Here is a 16,394-nt window from a genome sequence, read left to right as displayed (position 1 = left end):
AGAATAAGGTAATGAAAATAGAAAGAAAGGGTGGCGTAAACAAATGGAGATTATCCAGGTTGAAACTGTTGATGCAATAAGCTTCATTACGTTGAATAGACAACCTGCTAACGCTTTGTCTCAAGATTTATTAAAAGATCTTTCAAGTGTTTTAAAACATTTAGAAGATAGTAAAGAGACAAGGGTTATCGTTATTAAAGGTGAAGGGAAATTCTTTTGTGCCGGAGCTGATATAAAAGAATTCACATCACTTCAGCAGGAAAAAGAATATGAGAAGCTTGCTGTTAAGGGTCAAGAGCTCTTTGAGTATATTGAAAATTACCCAAAACCAGTGATTGCAGCTATTCATGGAGCTGCTTTAGGCGGAGGATTGGAGCTTGCTATGAGCTGTCATATCCGTTTGGTAACGGAGAATGCTAAGCTGGGCTTGCCAGAGCTTCAGTTAGGAATTATACCAGGGTTTGGAGGAACTCAGCGATTGCCTCGTTATGTAGGAGTTCATAAGGCTTGTGAGATGATGCTGACAAGTGATCCAATCTCCGGAAGCGAGGCAGTGGAATTAGGATTGGCAAATGCAGCTTTTGAAGAAAGTCAGCTTATCAATGAAACATTTTTACTTGCTAGAAAAATTGCCAAAAAAAGTCCAATCTCTGTTAAAGCTACCTTGCAGCTGCTTCAGCATGTAAAAACAGATGCTTATTACAGCGGCATTAAAAAAGAAGCGCATCTTTTTGGAAGCGTATTCAAAAGCCGAGATGCTCAAGAAGGCGTAGCCGCTTTTATTGAAAAGCGCCAGCCTAAATTTTTAGGAAAATAAGCTTAGGAGGGGAATTGAATGAATATTTATGTGTTAGTAAAAAGAACATTCGATACAGAGGAGAAACTTTCATTAAAAAATGGTCAAATTGTTGAAGATGGAGCTGAATTTATTATTAATCCTTACGATGAGTATGCAGTTGAAGAAGCTATTCAGCTAAAGGAAAAGCATGGCGGGGAGATTACGGTCGTGAGTGTAGGAGGGGAAGAATCAGAAAAAGAACTCCGAACAGCTTTGGCTATGGGAGCAGATAAAGCGGTTTTAATCAATACGGAAGATGACATAGAAAATGGCGATCAGTACACGACTTCTAGGCTGCTGGCACAGTACTTAAAAGAACAATCTCCTGATCTAATCTTGGCAGGAAACGTAGCGATTGACGGAGGTTCGGGCCAGGTGGGACCGCGCGTAGCAGAACAGTTAGAAATCCCTTATATTACGACCATTACAAAATTGGATATCGAAGGCGAAAAAGTGACTGTTGTACGAGATGTGGAAGGTGATTCCGAGGTTATTGAAACGTCGCTTCCTATTTTAGTAACAGCTCAGCAGGGACTTAACGAACCTCGCTATCCATCTCTTCCAGGGATTATGAAAGCGAAGAAGAAACCGTTGGTTGAAGTGGAATTAGACGATTTAGATTTAGATGAAGATGATGTAGAAGCAAAAACAAAGACAATTGAAATTTATTTACCACCGAAAAAAGATGCAGGGCGCGTATTACAAGGAGATATAAAAGATCAAGTAACAGAACTGGTCAATTTACTGCATAAGGAAGCAAAAGTCATTTAATAAGTCAAAAGTCAAAACAATGGGGGTATTGTAATGGGACGCAAAGTGTTAGTTCTTGGAGAAGCACGTGATGGGGGATTACGAAACGTATCGTTTGAGGCGATTTCCGCAGCGTCTACTGTAGCTGACGGGGGAGAAATTGTTGCAGCGTTAGTAGGAAAGGACGTAAAAGTTTTAAGTGAAGAACTTATTGCGTACGGAGCGAATAAAGTTGTTGTGACGGAGCATGAAGATTTAGCTGCTTACACATCAGATGGTTACGCTCAGGCGTTATTAGCCATCATTGAAAGTGAACAGCCTGAAGCTATCGTATTTGGACATACGGCTCTTGGCAAAGACTTAGCGCCAAAGCTGGCAGCTCGATTAGACAAAGGACTTATCTCCGATGTGACGGATGTAGAAGTTGGAGGGGATCAAGTAGTCTTCACTCGCCCAATTTATTCTGGTAAAGCATTTGAAAAGAAAATTATGACCGATGCTTTTACGTTTGTCACGATTCGTCCAAATAACATTTCACCGCTCGCAAAAGATGAGGGACGTACAGGCGATGTAGAGGATTTAAATGTTGAAATCAAAAACTTGCGTACCGTTGTAAAAGAAGTTGTACGTAAAGCAACACAAGGGGTTGATTTATCCGAAGCAAAAGTTGTGATTGCAGGTGGTCGAGGTGTAAAAAGCACGGAAGGTTTTGGACCTCTCCAAGAACTAGCGGACGTGTTAAATGGAGCTGTTGGAGCGTCTCGCGGAGCGTGCGATGCAGATTACTGCGACTATTCTCTTCAAATCGGTCAGACGGGCAAAGTAGTCACACCAGATTTATACATTGCCTGCGGAATTTCAGGTGCTATTCAGCATTTGGCCGGCATGTCAAATTCAAAAATTATTGTTGCCATTAATAAAGATCCTGAAGCGAACATTTTTAAAGTCGCCGATTACGGAATCGTTGGTGATTTATTTGAAGTAGTTCCCCTTCTAACAGAAGAATTTAAAAAGCTGAAGGTACAGTCTGCGTAAGAGGCTGGGACAAACGTATTTTAGACGAAATGAAGAACGAACCATTGATCAAGATGTTTGATTAGTGGTTCGTTTTTTTTGTTAGGGTAAATGTAGGTTTCATGTGTGTAGGTCTTTCTAGCAGTTGATTGCATTCATTTCGTTATGCCTCAACCTCATGGAAAACGCAATTTTCTACACATATTTTTAGGCAAATTGTACAAACTAGAGCGGAGAATAAACAGTATAAATGTAAGCAAAAAGTTAGCAAACCTTATTTGAAGGTGATATACTGTGAGTAGAATTTGGATATTGCATATATTTAGGAGGAATTAAAATGGCTATTGCACATGCTACAGATAAAAACTTTACAGATGAAATTAAATCAGGCCTAGTGCTTGTTGACTTTTGGGCACCATGGTGCGGACCTTGTAAAATGATTGCTCCAGTTCTTGAGGAAATTGATGGCGAACTTAACGATAAAGTTAAAATCGTGAAAGTAGACGTTGATGAAAACCAAGAAACAGCTGGAAAATTTGGTGTTATGAGTATCCCAACTTTAGTATTATTTAAAGATGGAGAGAAAGTTGACCAAGTAGTTGGTTTCCAACCAAAAGAAGCATTAACAGAATTAATTAATAAACACGCGTAAGTCAAAACCTAGCTCAGGCTAGGTTTTTTCTTTTTCTCCACTTTTTCTCTTTTGGGAATACTTTTATTTAGCGAATATGCGTTCGTTTGTTTTATACTAGATGTAAGGAACACCGTCATAAATCCGGCTTATGTGCATTTATTGTAAAGCAGGAAAGAATGTAGGTTACGCTTCATAAGCGAATGTATAGATGGACAGAGTAAGAGAAGAGGAAGGAGAAAAGTATGAATGATTATTTAAAAGAAAAGCTGGCTATTTTACCTGATCAGCCCGGCTGTTACTTGATGAAAGATAAATATGGAACGGTCATTTACGTAGGAAAAGCAAAAGTATTAAAAAATCGAGTACGCTCCTACTTTACCGGATCTCATGATGGAAAGACCCTTCGACTTGTAAACGACATTGTCGATTTTGAATATATCGTCACATCTTCTAATTTAGAAGCGCTTATTTTAGAAATGAATTTAATTAAAAAGCATGATCCAAAATATAACATCATGCTTAAAGATGATAAGGGCTATCCCTTTATTAAGATTACAGCTGAAAAACAGCCCCGGCTTGTTATTACAAGAAAAATAAAAAAAGATAAAGGAAAATACTTCGGTCCTTATCCTAACGTTCAAGCTGCAAATGAAACAAAGCGGCTTCTTGATCGCATTTATCCATTAAGAAAGTGCTCTACCATGCCAGACAGACCTTGCTTGTATTACCATATCGGGCAATGTCTAGCTCCTTGCGTAAAAGAAGTAAAAGAAGAGCAAAACAAACAAATTATTGAAAATATCACGCGGTTTTTAAATGGTGGATATGAGCATGTCAAAACAGAGTTAACTGAAAAAATGTTAAAAGCTTCAGAAGAACTTGACTTTGAACGGGCTAAAGAATATCGAGATCAAATTGCTCATATCGAAGCGACAATGGAAAAGCAAAAAGTAACGTTTAATGATTTTGTTAATCGAGATGTGTTTGGCTATTCTTATGATAAAGGCTGGATGTGTGTTCAAGTTTTCTTTATTCGCCAAGGGAAATTAATTGAGCGAGAAGTTTCTATGTTTCCTTTTTATAAAGAGCCAGAAGAAGATTTCTTAACTTTTATCGGTCAGTTTTATGCCAAAAATATTAAGCCAAAAGAAGTGATGGTTCCAGCAACGATTGATGCAGAGTTAGCTGAGAAATTAGTAGAAGTAGAGGTTCAGCATCCAAAACGAGGCAAAAAGAAAGAATTAGTAGAACTTGCGTGTAAAAATGCAAAAATTGCGCTCTGTGAAAAATTCTATTTAATTGAACGAGATGAAGAGCGCACGGTTGGCGCAGTTGAACGGTTAGGAGAAGAGCTTGGAATTGCCGCTCCTTATCGGATTGAAGCATTTGATAACTCAAATATTCAAGGAACAGACCCAGTTTCTGCGATGATTGTTTTTGTTGATGGGAAACCAGAAAAGAAAGAATATCGCAAATATAAAATTAAGACCGTAAAGGGACCAGATGATTACAGTTCCATGAGAGAAGTCGTTCGCAGACGGTATTCCAGAGCGTTAAAAGAAGGTCTTCCGCTCCCGGATTTAATTGTTGTAGATGGAGGCAAAGGGCATTTAGCTGCGGTACAGGATGTTCTCGAAAATGAATTGGGACTTTTAGTGCCTACAGCAGGTCTTGTCAAAGATGATAAGCACAGAACTTCGAATCTGATGATTGGTGAGCCTCCTCAAATCATACCGCTTGAACGCAATAGTCAAGAATTTTATTTGCTTCAGCGAATTCAAGATGAAGTTCACCGCTTTGCGATTACCTTCCACCGTCAAGTGCGCTCTAAGTCCGCTTTTCAGTCAGTTCTGGACGACATTCCGGGAGTGGGAGAAAAGCGTAAAAAAGCTTTGTTAAAGCATTTTGGTTCGGTGAAAAAATTGAAAGAAGCAACGGTTGAAGATATTCGAAATTCAGGTGTTCCTCAAAACATTGCTGAAAAAATTTATGAAACATTGCAAAAATAGTCTTGAAATAATAGAAAATATTTGATAAGCTATTAACTAATTTCATACGACACTTCATCAAATGAAGTGAAGATAGAGGTGCAAATTTAATCAGTACGTATCAGGAAGGGTATGAGCCCTTATGAATGATGCGGAAAGGGAAATTTGCCGAAGTGAACATTACCTCATAGTAATGATTGCTGGTTCTGCGTTGAATAAACGTAGGATTGTCAAGATGTAGATTCTTGGAGAGCTATCTCACGGCAGTGGACGGTTATGTTTTATAATTTTCGTTCGTTAAGCAATGAGAGCTCATCTCATTGCTTTTTTTATTGTCTGAGTAAAAAAATTTAGCTTCTCATCATCCTGCATATGCAAATTTATTGAAAAGGAATGAACAAAATTATGGCATTAATCGTTCAAAAATTTGGTGGAACATCTGTTGGTTCTGTTGAACGTATTCAACATGTAGCAAATCGTGTTATTCAAGAAGCAGAGCGCGGTAACCAAGTAGTTGTTGTTGTATCGGCAATGGGCAAAACAACAGATGCGCTGGTGAAATTAGCAAGTGATATTACGGACAGTCCAAGCAAACGCGAAATGGATATGCTTCTTACAACTGGAGAACAAGTGACGATTTCACTGCTAACAATGGCTCTTCAATGCAAAGGATATGAAGCAACTTCGCTAACAGGTTGGCAAGCTGGTATCCAGACAGAAGCAGTTCACAGCAATGCACGAATCCAGCACATTGACACGACTCGCCTTCAAAGTCAATTAGATAGAGGTCGAATCGTAGTAGTAGCTGGATTCCAAGGCTGTTCAGAAGATGGAAGCATTACCACATTAGGTCGAGGCGGCTCTGACACGACAGCAGTAGCTCTTGCCGCGGCACTAAAAGCTGCAAAATGTGATATTTATACAGACGTAACAGGAGTGTTTACGACAGATCCGCGTTATGTAGAAGATGCTCGTAAGCTTCACGCTATTTCATATGACGAAATGTTAGAATTAGCTAATTTGGGAGCAGGGGTGCTGCATCCGCGCGCTGTTGAGTTTGCAAAAAATTATCAGGTACCGCTAGAAGTGCGTTCAAGCTTAGAAAACGAGAATGGAACGATTGTTGAGGAGGAAGTTTCAATGGAACAAAACTTAGTCGTAAGAGGAATTGCGTTTGAAGACAATATTTCACGGGTGACAATTGAAGGGTTAAACAACGAGTTACAAACTCTTTCTACTATTTTTACAGCATTAGCAAAAGAACAGTTAAATGTGGATATTATTATTCAAAACGTAACGGCTAATAATCGTTTATCTATCTCATTTTCTATTAAAACTGTAGACGTAGACGCCGCTCTTGCCGTCTTAAAAGAGTATAAATCTACTTTGGGGTATACGCGTATTGAACATGAAAGCGGTCTGGCTAAAGTATCGATTGTCGGCTCTGGCATGATCTCTAATCCAGGCGTTGCAGCGGAAATGTTTGAAGTGCTGGCAGGAGAGAAAATTGAAGTGAAGATGGTCAGCACGTCTGAAATTAAAGTATCTACAGTTGTACCGCATGCTGATATGGTAAAAGCTGTTGAGACGCTTCACGTAGCATTTGAATTAGAAGAGCAGCAGGCAGTGCAAGTATAAAGAAGAGAAAAAAGACGTGGTATCTCCACGTCTTTTATATATACGTATTTCCTACTTTTTATAACGCTCCGCACGTGTTTCGGTAGGTAAGATATCTTTTCGGTCCCACTGCACGGAAATCAGTACTTTTCCGTTCTTTTCTTTAGGTGTTAAGTAGGCTTCTGTTAGGCAGTTGTTTTGACGCTGAATCTGTTCAGCCACAAATCCTGACTCAAGATGAAACGAACAAGTTTCCTGCTGAAATCTTTTGCTGACCACATCACCTGATAACTCAAGCTCTAGTGAATATTTATCTTTTTTTGCAAGCGTCAGTGTTCCCCAGGAAGCTGCTTTAAAAAAAGCAACGATTTCATCCATTGTATTTAATGGGTATTTCCGTGCAAGGTGTTTTCCTGCCCAGTATGAAATGGTATTCGTTTCGTCTCCAAGAAGCTCTGGAATTAACACGTCACGCAAAAGGCTGTATCCGAAATATGAAACGTGATCAAGAGCTCTCTCTGTTTCAGCTGTGACATTAGGTTCTGATGTTTCCATCGTCTCTTCAAGTTCTTGCTGTGATTCTGTTTGTAAATTGCTCATGCTTTCCCCTCTTTCTTTACTACTATTATATACAAATATAAAAAACCTCTCACGCATTTTTTAAATAAAATGTAAGAGGATCTTTATTATGGTAAAAAGAGTTAGATGTAAAGATGAAAAATCCATAATATACCTTTTAAAAGGGTACTTTTACCTGTGTAAATGTTTTGTGAACTTGTTTACAATAAAAGTGTAAAGTAAACGCTTACTTAATTGTAGCAAGCGATATTATAATAGAAAGAAAAAATCTTTAACATCAATGCAGTAAGCGTTAACAAATATAAAATTTTATAAATTTATATTTTATAGAAGATTTAAACATCTTGCCTTGACGCTCTTAATCGATGGGAGTAAAATTAACCTGTCACATACTTTATTAGGAAATGCAAAGGTTTTCATTTCCTGTATTCACGATTAATCTATTTGTCTAGTGGGAGTAAGAAAGTTCTTCACAAACTATGTTCATTTAACTAAGGGGGGTCTACGCAGATGGCGGCAAACAGAGAGTTTCAATATCGGAGAATCCATTCACTACTTGGGGTAATACCAATCGGGATTTTCTTAACACAGCATTTAGTTGTGAATCATTTCGCGACAAAGGGAGAAGAATCATTTAATCAAGCAGCTCACTTCATGGAGAGCTTACCTTTCCGCTATGCTCTAGAAATTTTCATTATTTTCTTACCAATCGTTTTTCACGCAATATACGGTCTTTACATCGCATTCACTGCTAAAACAAACGTTAACAACTATGGATTTTTCCGTAACTGGATGTTTATCCTTCAGCGTGTTTCAGGTGTAATCACACTTATCTTCATCACATGGCACGTATGGGAAACCAGAATACAAGCTGCGCTTGGAAAAGAAGTAGATTTTCAAATGATGGAACGAATTTTAAGCAACCCGGCAATGCTTGCATTCTACATAGTTGGTGTTGTATCTACGATCTTCCACTTTGCAAACGGTCTATGGTCATTTGGAGTTAGCTGGGGGTTAACTGTAACACCACGTTCTCAAAGAATTTCAACTTATGTGACATTAGCAATCTTCTTAGCACTTACATTTGTAGGTGTTCGTACATTATTCGCATTTGCATAAAATTAAGGTTTTGAAGGAGTGGGGTTCCGATGAGTAACGGAAAAATCATCGTAGTCGGTGGCGGTTTAGCTGGCTTGATGGCAACAATAAAAATTGCTGAGTCTGGCAAGCAAGTAGATTTATTTTCACTAGTTCCGGTAAAAAGATCTCACTCAGTTTGCGCGCAAGGTGGAATCAACGGAGCCGTAAATACGAAAGGTGAAGGGGATTCACCATGGGAACACTTTGATGACACAGTGTACGGCGGAGACTTTTTAGCCAACCAGCCACCTGTAAAAGCAATGTGTGAAGCAGCTCCTGGTATTATTCACTTACTTGACCGCATGGGTGTTATGTTTAACCGTACTCCTGAGGGTTTGTTAGACTTCAGACGATTTGGCGGAACGCAGCATCACCGTACGGCTTTTGCCGGAGCAACAACTGGTCAACAATTATTGTACGCATTAGATGAGCAGGTTCGTCGCTATGAAGTTGCCGGACTTGTGACAAAGTACGAAGGATGGGAATTCTTAGGTGCTGTTCTTGACGATGAGCGCAGCTGTCGCGGAATTTCTGCACAGAATTTAAAATCAATGGAAATTAAAACGTTCCCAGCTGACGCGGTTATTATGGCTACAGGCGGACCTGGAATTGTTTTTGGAAAATCGACGAACTCAGTTATTAATACAGGTTCAGCGGCATCTATCGTATATCAGCAAGGTGCATACTATTCAAACGGAGAGTTTATTCAAATTCATCCAACTGCTATCCCAGGAGATGATAAGCTTCGTCTTATGAGTGAATCTGCTCGTGGAGAAGGCGGACGCGTTTGGACATATAAAGACGGTAAACCTTGGTATTTCTTAGAGGAAAAATATCCTGCATACGGTAACTTAGTACCTCGTGATATTGCAACTCGTGAAATTTTTGACGTCTGCGTAGCGCAGAAGTTAGGAATTAACGGAGAAAACATGGTTTATCTGGACCTTTCACATAAAGATCCAAAAGAGCTAGACATTAAGCTTGGAGGTATCATCGAAATCTATGAAAAATTCATGGGCGATGATCCGCGCAAGGTACCAATGAAAATTTTCCCAGCCGTACACTATTCAATGGGCGGTTTATGGGTGGATTACGATCAAATGACAAATATTCCTGGCTTATTCGCAGCTGGTGAGTGTGATTATTCACAGCACGGAGCGAACCGTTTAGGAGCAAACTCATTATTATCAGCTATTTATGGTGGTATGGTTGCCGGTCCTAAAGCCGTTGAATACATCAATGGTTTAGAAAAGAGCGCAGATGCTATTTCTTCAAGCGTATATGATCGTCATGTGAAAGAAGAAGAAGAGAAATGGAACAATATCATGAATCTTCAAGGTACAGAAAATGCATACGTTCTTCATAAAGAGCTAGGGGAATGGATGACTGACAACGTGACAGTCGTACGATACAATGACAAACTGTTAAAAACAGATGAAAAGATTCAAGAATTAATTGAACGCTATGATCGTATTAACATTAACGACACAGCAAAATGGAGTAATCAAGCGGCAACATTTACTCGTCAGCTTCAAAACATGCTTCAGCTTTCACGTGTTGTAACGCTAGGAGCTTACAACCGTAACGAAAGTCGCGGTGCTCATTATAAGCCGGATTTCCCAGATCGTAACGATGAAGAATTCTTAAAAACAACAATGGCATCTTTTGTGGATAAGAAAACGGCTCCTTCTTTCCATTATGAAGAGGTTGACGTATCGTTAATCAAACCGCGTAAGCGCGACTACACAAAGAAAAAAGACGAAAAACCAAAAAAACAACAAGAGGGGGTTCGTTAATCAATGAGTGAACAACAAACAGTCCAAAAGACAGTGCGCTTCATTATTACACGTCAAGATTCAGCTGAATCTGCTCCTTACAATCAGGAGTTTGAAATTCCGTATCGTCCGAATATGAACGTTATTTCAGCACTGATGGAAATCAGACGTAACCCTGTTGATGCTTCAGGTAAAGAGGTTGCTCCGATAAACTGGGAAATGAACTGTTTAGAGGAAGTATGTGGAGCCTGTTCAATGGTCATCAACGGTAAACCTCGTCAGTCATGTACAGCTCTTGTTGATAAACTAGAACAGCCAATTCGCTTGCAGCCAATGAAAACATTCCCTGTGGTTCGTGACTTGCAAGTAGACCGCAGCCGTATGTTTGATTCACTAAAAAAAGTAAAAGCCTGGGTTCCAATCGATGGCACATACGATTTAGGTCCAGGACCGCGTATGCCTGAAAAGAAACGTCAGTGGGCGTATGAGTTATCCAAATGTATGACATGCGGCGTTTGCTTAGAAGCTTGTCCAAACGTAAACGACAAGTCAAACTTCATCGGTCCAGCACCGCTTTCTCAAGTTCGCTTGTTTAATGCCCATCCAACCGGTGCGTTAAATAAAGGAGAACGTTTAGAGACGATTATGGGTGATGGAGGACTAGCGAACTGCGGGAACTCTCAAAACTGCGTTCAATCATGTCCAAAAGGAATTCCATTGACTACTTCAATCGCAGCTTTGAACCGTGATACAACAATTCAAGCATTCAGAAGTTTCTTTGGTAGCGATCAAGTATAATCACTCAAAACCTCTCCACGCGGAGAGGTTTTATTTTGTCTATGACGAACGGAGGAAATACAGATGAATAATATTTCGTATATTGAAGACATGGATCAATGGAAAGATTCATTTTTATTTAAGCAGGAGATCAAGGTAAGATTTTCGGAAACAGATATGTTTGGACATTTAAATAATACGGTTCCTTTTGTTTATTTTGAACAAATACGTACGGAATTCTTTCACCATATTGGCTTTATGCAAAAGTGGACGAGTGAGCATGAGGGAACGATACCGGTGGTGGCTGATTTGCAGTGCGATTATGTCAAACAAGTGTATTTTGGCAACGTGCTATCCGTTTTTGTAAAAGCTCATAGAATTGGACGTTCGTCGGTTGATTTACACTATATGATTCAAAATGAGCAAAGAGAGGTTGTCCTCACCGGGAGAGGAACAATGGTGCAAATTTCTAAAGAAACAGGAAAAAGCGTGCCTTGGAATGAAGAGATGAAAAGGTGTTTATCAAATATATGAAAATGGCTTGAAGGCTCTTTCTTCAGGCTTTTTTTCTTTTTTAAAGGTAAAAAAGAGTTTTTTGCATATTTTTTCTAAAACTAGTAACCGCGTAGGCATACCGCACATAAGATATGTTGACTAAATTTACACCCATCCGATAGTTCAACTCAGGATCAGGCAAGGAGGGTTACATTGAAAGAAAAAGAGTTTCAACCTAAACCGCTACTTACAAAGCGTGAACGAGAAGTATTCGAGCTTTTAGTACAGGACAAAACAACAAAAGAAATCGCGAGTGAACTATTCATTAGCGAAAAAACAGTTCGAAATCATATTTCTAATGCGATGCAAAAGCTTGGAGTCAAGGGGCGTTCTCAAGCAGTCGTAGAACTCCTTCGAATGGGAGAACTTGAACTATAACATGAGCTGGCTTTCTTCTTAGAAAGCCAGCTTTTTGTATATATTTTTTTAGTGTCGCATACATATCTAATAAGAATAACGTTAAGAAAATATTATAAAAAAGGTAAATCTTTATAAAAAAAACTTATTGCTTGAAATTGAATTTCAGAGTACGTATACTTTTAAGTAAGGAGATACTAGTTCAGAAGAAAGAGAGGTGAGATGATGAAAAATGTATGGATGAGCTTATTGTTATGCATGATATTCTGTTTGCCTTTTGCGAGTTTGCCAGATAAATTTATTGATAACGACTTTGAAAAAGTGAAGGTCACAAAAAGTTCGGTTCAGCATTATACGGATATTGTGCACATGTCTCCAGGAGCTAAGCACAGCGTTAAACAAATAGGATCTCTCATACAAAGCGTGATAGTAACTTTTGCTTTAGTATGGGTGAGTGCCAAACTCATCATTCCAACGCATCAAATTGCGTATTTTATCCTCAAGAAAACACTTTTTTATCCAAAAATCTTTCAATCAAGTTACCTCAATTAAATAAAAAGGTTGAAATTTTCAAAGCCTTTTCTTCAAACCTAAAATTACCAACTATTCTTAGGCTTATTTGCTATGCGGATTTTCTATGCAAATAACGCCACAAAATTAAAAAATTCTTCTTAAAAACTTTATAGGAGTGATCATTCAATGATGATTAAAGAAACGGAATTGCCAGGAATCGGCCGTAAATTTGAAATTGAGACAAGCGGAGGAAACCGCGTGGTCGTTATTATTCATGATGATGGACGACGTGAAATCTACCACTTCGATCAAAAAGATTTAGAAGAAAGCATTTTTGACATTACGTTAACAGATACGGAATCAAGACAGCTAGCTGCAATTTTAGGCGGCATGATTTACAAGCCAAAAGCAATGGAAACCATTGAAGTGGCATTCAATGACTTAGTGATTGAATGGTACAAAGTTGAAAAACAAGCGAAAGCGCATAGCAAAACAATTGGGGAAATTGACGTTCGCAGCAACTATGATGTTACTATCATTGCCGTCATTAAAAATACGCAAAAAAAATTATCCACCCCAGGACCAGATACGTTAATTGAAGAAGGAGATACGCTTGTCATCTCTGGTGAAAGAGGAAATTTAAAAACGCTCATTAAAGAATTGCTTTCACAAGGAGGTAGTTCATAATTGGATCATTTAGTATTTGAAGTTGGGACAGCTTTGTTACTAGTCGCTTTAGCGGCTATACTAGCACATAAATTTAAATTTACAATTATTCCATTCCTCATTCTGCTGGGCATGGCGGTTGGTCCCCATGCTCCTGAGTTTGGCTCATTCAGTTTAAAGTTTATTGAAAGCCAAGAGATTATTGAATTTATGGGGAGAATTGGAGTTCTCTTTTTACTCTTTTATTTAGGGTTAGAATTTTCAGTTGGAAAGTTAATTAAATCAGGTAGATCCATCGCGGTGGGAGGATCTATTTATATTTTAATTAACTTCACTTTAGGATTATTGTATGGATACCTGACAGGAAACCCTCTTCTTGAAGTGCTGATTATCGCTGGAATTATTACGATTTCGTCCAGCGCAATTGTCGCAAAAGTATTGGTTGATTTAAAACGAACGGCGAATCCAGAAACGGAATTGATATTAGGGATCATTATGTTTGAAGATATTTTCTTAGCGGTTTATCTTTCTGTCGTTTCAGGGTTGGTGCTTGGAGACCACGGATCGCTTGCTGGATCTTTAACATCTATTTTAATTGCGTTTGGCTATATGATGCTGTTCTTTATCATTGCTCGAAAAGCCACGCCCCTACTAAATAAACTTTTAAATATTTCATCAAATGAAATCTTTATAATCGTGGTTTTTGCGGTATTGTTTTTTGTGGCAGGCTTCTCAGAAACAATTCACGTGGCAGAAGCAATTGGCGCATTATTGCTTGGACTTGTATTTTCTGAAACAGAACATCGCGATCGGATTGAACATCTTGTCGTACCGTTTCGTGATTTCTTTGGGGCCATCTTTTTCTTCAGCTTTGGATTAAGTATTGATCCTCTTACGCTATGGGATGCAGGCTGGCTTGCACTTGGAGCAGTTGGGCTTACGATTATTGGTAACTTTACAGCCGGTATGATCTCAGGAAGAAAAAGCGGGCTGTCACACAAGGCTTCTACCAACATTGGATTAACAATCATGTCACGAGGCGAGTTTTCAATCATTATGGCTAACATCGGAATTGAAGGAGGATTATCGGCTATCCTTCAGCCATTCGCTGCGCTTTATGTATTGATTTTAGCTATTATTGGTCCTTTGTTAACGAAGGAGTCTAAGCATATATACGGATTTTTAAACCGAGTATTTAAATGGAAAAAACCAAATCCTCAAGAATCCAATGGATAAAATATATAAAACACAGTTGACAAATCGGATTAATATGATAAAATTCAAAATAATCCAATAACAAATCAGTTAAATATAGCAACGGGCTGATCGGTCAACCGAAAGCTCCTACCTTTTTTAGGTAGGAGCTTTTATGTTTTTAGGTAAAATAGCTTTTGATTTAAAAATTCAAGGAGGAATTGCTGTGAGTGTTGTCATTCAATCTGTTAACCGCTCATTTCAAAAAGGAGAACAGGTAACTCAAGCATTGCGAAATGTAAATCTTACGATTAATAAAGGTGAATTTATTACCGTTATTGGTCCGAGCGGATGCGGAAAAAGTACGCTGCTTAAAATGGTTGCAGGACTTGATATGGACTATGAAGGGCGCATTGAAATCAATGGGAAGCATATAGCCGGCCCTAGCATTAAACAAGGGATGATTTTTCAAGAACACCGCTTGTTCCCTTGGCTTAATGTGGAGCAAAATATAGCGGCTGACTTATCGCTGAAAGATTCGAACGTTCGGCGCCGGGTTGATGAGTTAATTGATATTGTCAGGCTGAAAGGATTTGAAAAAGCTTATCCTCGAGAACTATCTGGAGGGATGTCTCAACGAGTCGCGATTGCGCGTGCTCTTTTAAGAAATCCAGAAGTTTTATTGTTAGATGAACCGTTCGGTGCGTTAGATGCTTTCACTCGCACTCATTTGCAAGATGTGCTGCTAGACATATGGAAAAAAGAAAAAACAACCATGATTTTTGTTACCCATGATTTAGACGAATCCATTTACTTGGGTACTAAAATTGTGATTATGAGTGCCAGACCAGGAGAAATTAGCCGGGTTGTTCCAGTAGAAATTAGTCATCCGCGAAAAAAGACAGAACCACCTTTTCAGCAGCTAAGGCAGCAAGTGCTGAAAGAATTTGAAGAAGCAGGAGAACATTAAAGATTCAATAAGACAGAGAAGGAGACAGAACAGATGAAAAAGCTATTTTTAACTGCAGCTATTGTACTTGTGCTCGCATTGGCTGGGTGCGGGACGAAAGAAAAAGCAAGCGGAGAAGATTCAAAAGACGTTACAGTCAATATTGGTATCCAACAAAGCTTAGGTCCTTTAATGCTGGCACAAAACCAAAAATGGTTTGAAAAAGAATTTAAAAAAATAGGTGTAAATGTTAAATGGACAGAGTTTCAAAGTGGACCTCCGCAATTTGAAGGTTTAGCATCTGGACATTTGGATTTCGGCCAAGTTGGAAATTCGCCGGTTATTTCTGGTCAAGGCGCAGACATTCCGTTTTTAGAAATTGCTAATTCCAGCGACGGATTGAAAGGAAATGCCATTTTAGTAGGTAAAAACAGCAAGATTAAAAGCGTAAAAGATTTAAAAGGTAAAAAGATCGCGGTTGCGAAAGGAAGCAGCGGTTTTAATTTATTGTACAGAGCTCTTGACCAAAATGGTTTGAAGCCAAGTGATGTAAAGATTATTCAGCTTCAGCCAGACGAAGCTCAGCCCGCGTTTGAAAATGGGTCAGTGGATGCATGGTCAATTTGGGAACCGTTTATCTCACTGCAAAACTTAAAAAATGAAGCTCGTATTTTAGCAGACGGTGATTCGTTAAAGGTTGCTTCACCAGGTTTTACTATTGTAAGAGAAGGCTTTGCAAAAGATCATCCAGAGTTAGTCGTTAAGTTTTTACAAGTTTATCAAAAAGCGCTTGAATGGCAAAACGAACACTTCGAAGAATCTGTGGATATTTTAGCAAAGCAAAAAAATCTAGATAAAGACGCAGTAAGACAAGTGTTAAAAAATAATCCTGCCTATAATCGCCCAACCTCTAAAGAAATTATTGCAGAACAACAGCGAACAGCTGATTTTCAACAATCTTTAGGCGTTATTAAAAAGAAAATTGATACTGGAGATGTCGTTGATAATTCATTTATTGAAAAAGCATTAAAAGAAAAATGAGGTGATG

17 protein-coding genes and 1 riboswitch are annotated in these 16,394 nt (G+C 38.7%); of the genes, 16 read left to right on the top strand and 1 reads right to left on the bottom strand.

Going from position 1 to position 16,394, the window contains the following annotated elements; all coding sequences use genetic code 11:
• Window positions 1-43: 43 nt before the first annotated feature.
• From ACO1DI_RS08315 to ACO1DI_RS08290, 6 genes are all read left to right on the top strand, one after another.
• Window positions 44-817, top strand: coding sequence for an enoyl-CoA hydratase (locus ACO1DI_RS08315; protein WP_014458072.1), 774 nt, complete (start codon window positions 44-46; stop codon window positions 815-817).
• Between the two features lie 18 nt (window positions 818-835).
• Window positions 836-1,609, top strand: coding sequence for an electron transfer flavoprotein subunit beta/FixA family protein (locus ACO1DI_RS08310; protein WP_014458073.1), 774 nt, complete (start codon window positions 836-838; stop codon window positions 1,607-1,609).
• A 33-nt stretch (window positions 1,610-1,642) separates the two neighbouring features.
• The gene (locus ACO1DI_RS08305; protein ID WP_014458074.1) at window positions 1,643-2,623 is read left to right on the top strand and encodes an electron transfer flavoprotein subunit alpha/FixB family protein; all 981 of its coding nucleotides are present in this window, start codon (window positions 1,643-1,645) and stop codon (window positions 2,621-2,623) included.
• Between the two features lie 316 nt (window positions 2,624-2,939).
• Complete coding sequence (trxA, locus tag ACO1DI_RS08300) at window positions 2,940-3,254, top strand: thioredoxin (protein WP_013059404.1); 315 nt, start codon at window positions 2,940-2,942, stop codon at window positions 3,252-3,254.
• 224 nt (window positions 3,255-3,478) lie between these two features.
• On the top strand, window positions 3,479-5,245 hold the full coding sequence (gene uvrC / locus ACO1DI_RS08295; RefSeq protein ID WP_374733690.1) for an excinuclease ABC subunit UvrC: 1,767 nt from the start codon (window positions 3,479-3,481) through the stop codon (window positions 5,243-5,245).
• A 65-nt stretch (window positions 5,246-5,310) separates the two neighbouring features.
• A riboswitch (Lysine riboswitch) is annotated at window positions 5,311-5,488 on the top strand.
• Between the two features lie 141 nt (window positions 5,489-5,629).
• Window positions 5,630-6,862 (top strand): aspartate kinase, encoded by a 1,233-nt coding sequence (locus tag ACO1DI_RS08290; protein ID WP_182420481.1) that lies wholly within the window; start codon window positions 5,630-5,632, stop codon window positions 6,860-6,862.
• 51 nt (window positions 6,863-6,913) lie between these two features.
• Here ACO1DI_RS08290 and ACO1DI_RS08285 read toward each other — a convergent pair whose 3' ends face one another.
• Window positions 6,914-7,441: a YslB family protein gene (locus ACO1DI_RS08285; RefSeq protein ID WP_014458077.1), complete on the bottom strand. Its 528-nt coding sequence runs from the start codon at window positions 7,439-7,441 to the stop codon at window positions 6,914-6,916.
• A gap of 489 nt (window positions 7,442-7,930) precedes the next feature.
• Between ACO1DI_RS08285 and ACO1DI_RS08280 the strand changes: the two genes are divergently transcribed.
• The 10 genes from ACO1DI_RS08280 (at window position 7,931) to ACO1DI_RS08235 (ending at window position 16,387) form a co-directional block, all read left to right on the top strand.
• Window positions 7,931-8,539, top strand: a complete 609-nt coding sequence (locus ACO1DI_RS08280) for a succinate dehydrogenase cytochrome b558 subunit (protein WP_013059400.1) — start codon at window positions 7,931-7,933, stop codon at window positions 8,537-8,539.
• A 29-nt stretch (window positions 8,540-8,568) separates the two neighbouring features.
• A complete protein-coding gene (gene sdhA / locus ACO1DI_RS08275) occupies window positions 8,569-10,356 on the top strand; it encodes a succinate dehydrogenase flavoprotein subunit (RefSeq protein WP_013059399.1) in 1,788 nt (595 codons plus the stop codon).
• Window positions 10,357-10,359: 3 nt separating this feature from the next.
• On the top strand, window positions 10,360-11,133 hold the full coding sequence (sdhB, locus tag ACO1DI_RS08270) for a succinate dehydrogenase iron-sulfur subunit (protein WP_013059398.1): 774 nt from the start codon (window positions 10,360-10,362) through the stop codon (window positions 11,131-11,133).
• 63 nt (window positions 11,134-11,196) lie between these two features.
• Window positions 11,197-11,646: an acyl-CoA thioesterase gene (locus tag ACO1DI_RS08265; protein ID WP_014458078.1), complete on the top strand. Its 450-nt coding sequence runs from the start codon at window positions 11,197-11,199 to the stop codon at window positions 11,644-11,646.
• Window positions 11,647-11,820: 174 nt separating this feature from the next.
• Window positions 11,821-12,045, top strand: a complete 225-nt coding sequence (gene gerE, locus ACO1DI_RS08260; protein WP_013059396.1) for a spore germination transcription factor GerE — start codon at window positions 11,821-11,823, stop codon at window positions 12,043-12,045.
• Between the two features lie 204 nt (window positions 12,046-12,249).
• The gene (locus ACO1DI_RS08255; RefSeq protein ID WP_014458080.1) at window positions 12,250-12,576 is read left to right on the top strand and encodes a hypothetical protein; all 327 of its coding nucleotides are present in this window, start codon (window positions 12,250-12,252) and stop codon (window positions 12,574-12,576) included.
• 147 nt (window positions 12,577-12,723) lie between these two features.
• Window positions 12,724-13,224 carry a cation:proton antiporter regulatory subunit gene (locus ACO1DI_RS08250; protein WP_013085158.1) on the top strand — a complete coding sequence of 167 codons (501 nt, stop codon included), beginning with the start codon at window positions 12,724-12,726 and terminating at the stop codon, window positions 13,222-13,224.
• Window positions 13,225-14,439, top strand: a complete 1,215-nt coding sequence (locus ACO1DI_RS08245; RefSeq protein WP_014458081.1) for a cation:proton antiporter — start codon at window positions 13,225-13,227, stop codon at window positions 14,437-14,439.
• A 133-nt stretch (window positions 14,440-14,572) separates the two neighbouring features.
• Complete coding sequence (locus ACO1DI_RS08240) at window positions 14,573-15,367, top strand: ABC transporter ATP-binding protein (protein WP_014458082.1); 795 nt, start codon at window positions 14,573-14,575, stop codon at window positions 15,365-15,367.
• Window positions 15,368-15,400: 33 nt separating this feature from the next.
• Window positions 15,401-16,387 carry an aliphatic sulfonate ABC transporter substrate-binding protein gene (locus tag ACO1DI_RS08235; protein ID WP_423145197.1) on the top strand — a complete coding sequence of 329 codons (987 nt, stop codon included), beginning with the start codon at window positions 15,401-15,403 and terminating at the stop codon, window positions 16,385-16,387.
• Window positions 16,388-16,394: the final 7 nt, after the last annotated feature.

It is taken from the genome of Priestia sp. 40 (assembly GCF_049368575.1).
Lineage (GTDB): Bacteria > Bacillota > Bacilli > Bacillales > Bacillaceae_H > Priestia > Priestia zanthoxyli.
This window is presented reverse-complemented; position numbering and strand designations above follow the sequence as displayed.

Excerpts from the sequence above, each read along its gene's own strand:
- trxA (WP_013059404.1), top strand. The coding sequence starts at position 2,940 with ATGGCTATTGCACATGCTACAGATAAAAACTTTACAGATGAAATTAAA.
- ACO1DI_RS08315 (WP_014458072.1), top strand. The coding sequence starts at position 44 with ATGGAGATTATCCAGGTTGAAACTGTTGATGCAATAAGCTTCATTACG.
- ACO1DI_RS08235 (WP_423145197.1), top strand. The coding sequence starts at position 15,401 with ATGAAAAAGCTATTTTTAACTGCAGCTATTGTACTTGTGCTCGCATTG.
- ACO1DI_RS08285 (WP_014458077.1), bottom strand. The coding sequence starts at position 7,441 with ATGAGCAATTTACAAACAGAATCACAGCAAGAACTTGAAGAGACGATG.
- sdhA (WP_013059399.1), top strand. The coding sequence starts at position 8,569 with ATGAGTAACGGAAAAATCATCGTAGTCGGTGGCGGTTTAGCTGGCTTG.
- sdhB (WP_013059398.1), top strand. The coding sequence starts at position 10,360 with ATGAGTGAACAACAAACAGTCCAAAAGACAGTGCGCTTCATTATTACA.
- ACO1DI_RS08265 (WP_014458078.1), top strand. The coding sequence starts at position 11,197 with ATGAATAATATTTCGTATATTGAAGACATGGATCAATGGAAAGATTCA.
- ACO1DI_RS08250 (WP_013085158.1), top strand. The coding sequence starts at position 12,724 with ATGATGATTAAAGAAACGGAATTGCCAGGAATCGGCCGTAAATTTGAA.
- ACO1DI_RS08255 (WP_014458080.1), top strand. The coding sequence starts at position 12,250 with ATGAAAAATGTATGGATGAGCTTATTGTTATGCATGATATTCTGTTTG.
- ACO1DI_RS08310 (WP_014458073.1), top strand. The coding sequence starts at position 836 with ATGAATATTTATGTGTTAGTAAAAAGAACATTCGATACAGAGGAGAAA.
- ACO1DI_RS08240 (WP_014458082.1), top strand. The coding sequence starts at position 14,573 with ATGTTTTTAGGTAAAATAGCTTTTGATTTAAAAATTCAAGGAGGAATT.
- ACO1DI_RS08280 (WP_013059400.1), top strand. The coding sequence starts at position 7,931 with ATGGCGGCAAACAGAGAGTTTCAATATCGGAGAATCCATTCACTACTT.
- ACO1DI_RS08290 (WP_182420481.1), top strand. The coding sequence starts at position 5,630 with ATGGCATTAATCGTTCAAAAATTTGGTGGAACATCTGTTGGTTCTGTT.
- ACO1DI_RS08305 (WP_014458074.1), top strand. The coding sequence starts at position 1,643 with ATGGGACGCAAAGTGTTAGTTCTTGGAGAAGCACGTGATGGGGGATTA.
- uvrC (WP_374733690.1), top strand. The coding sequence starts at position 3,479 with ATGAATGATTATTTAAAAGAAAAGCTGGCTATTTTACCTGATCAGCCC.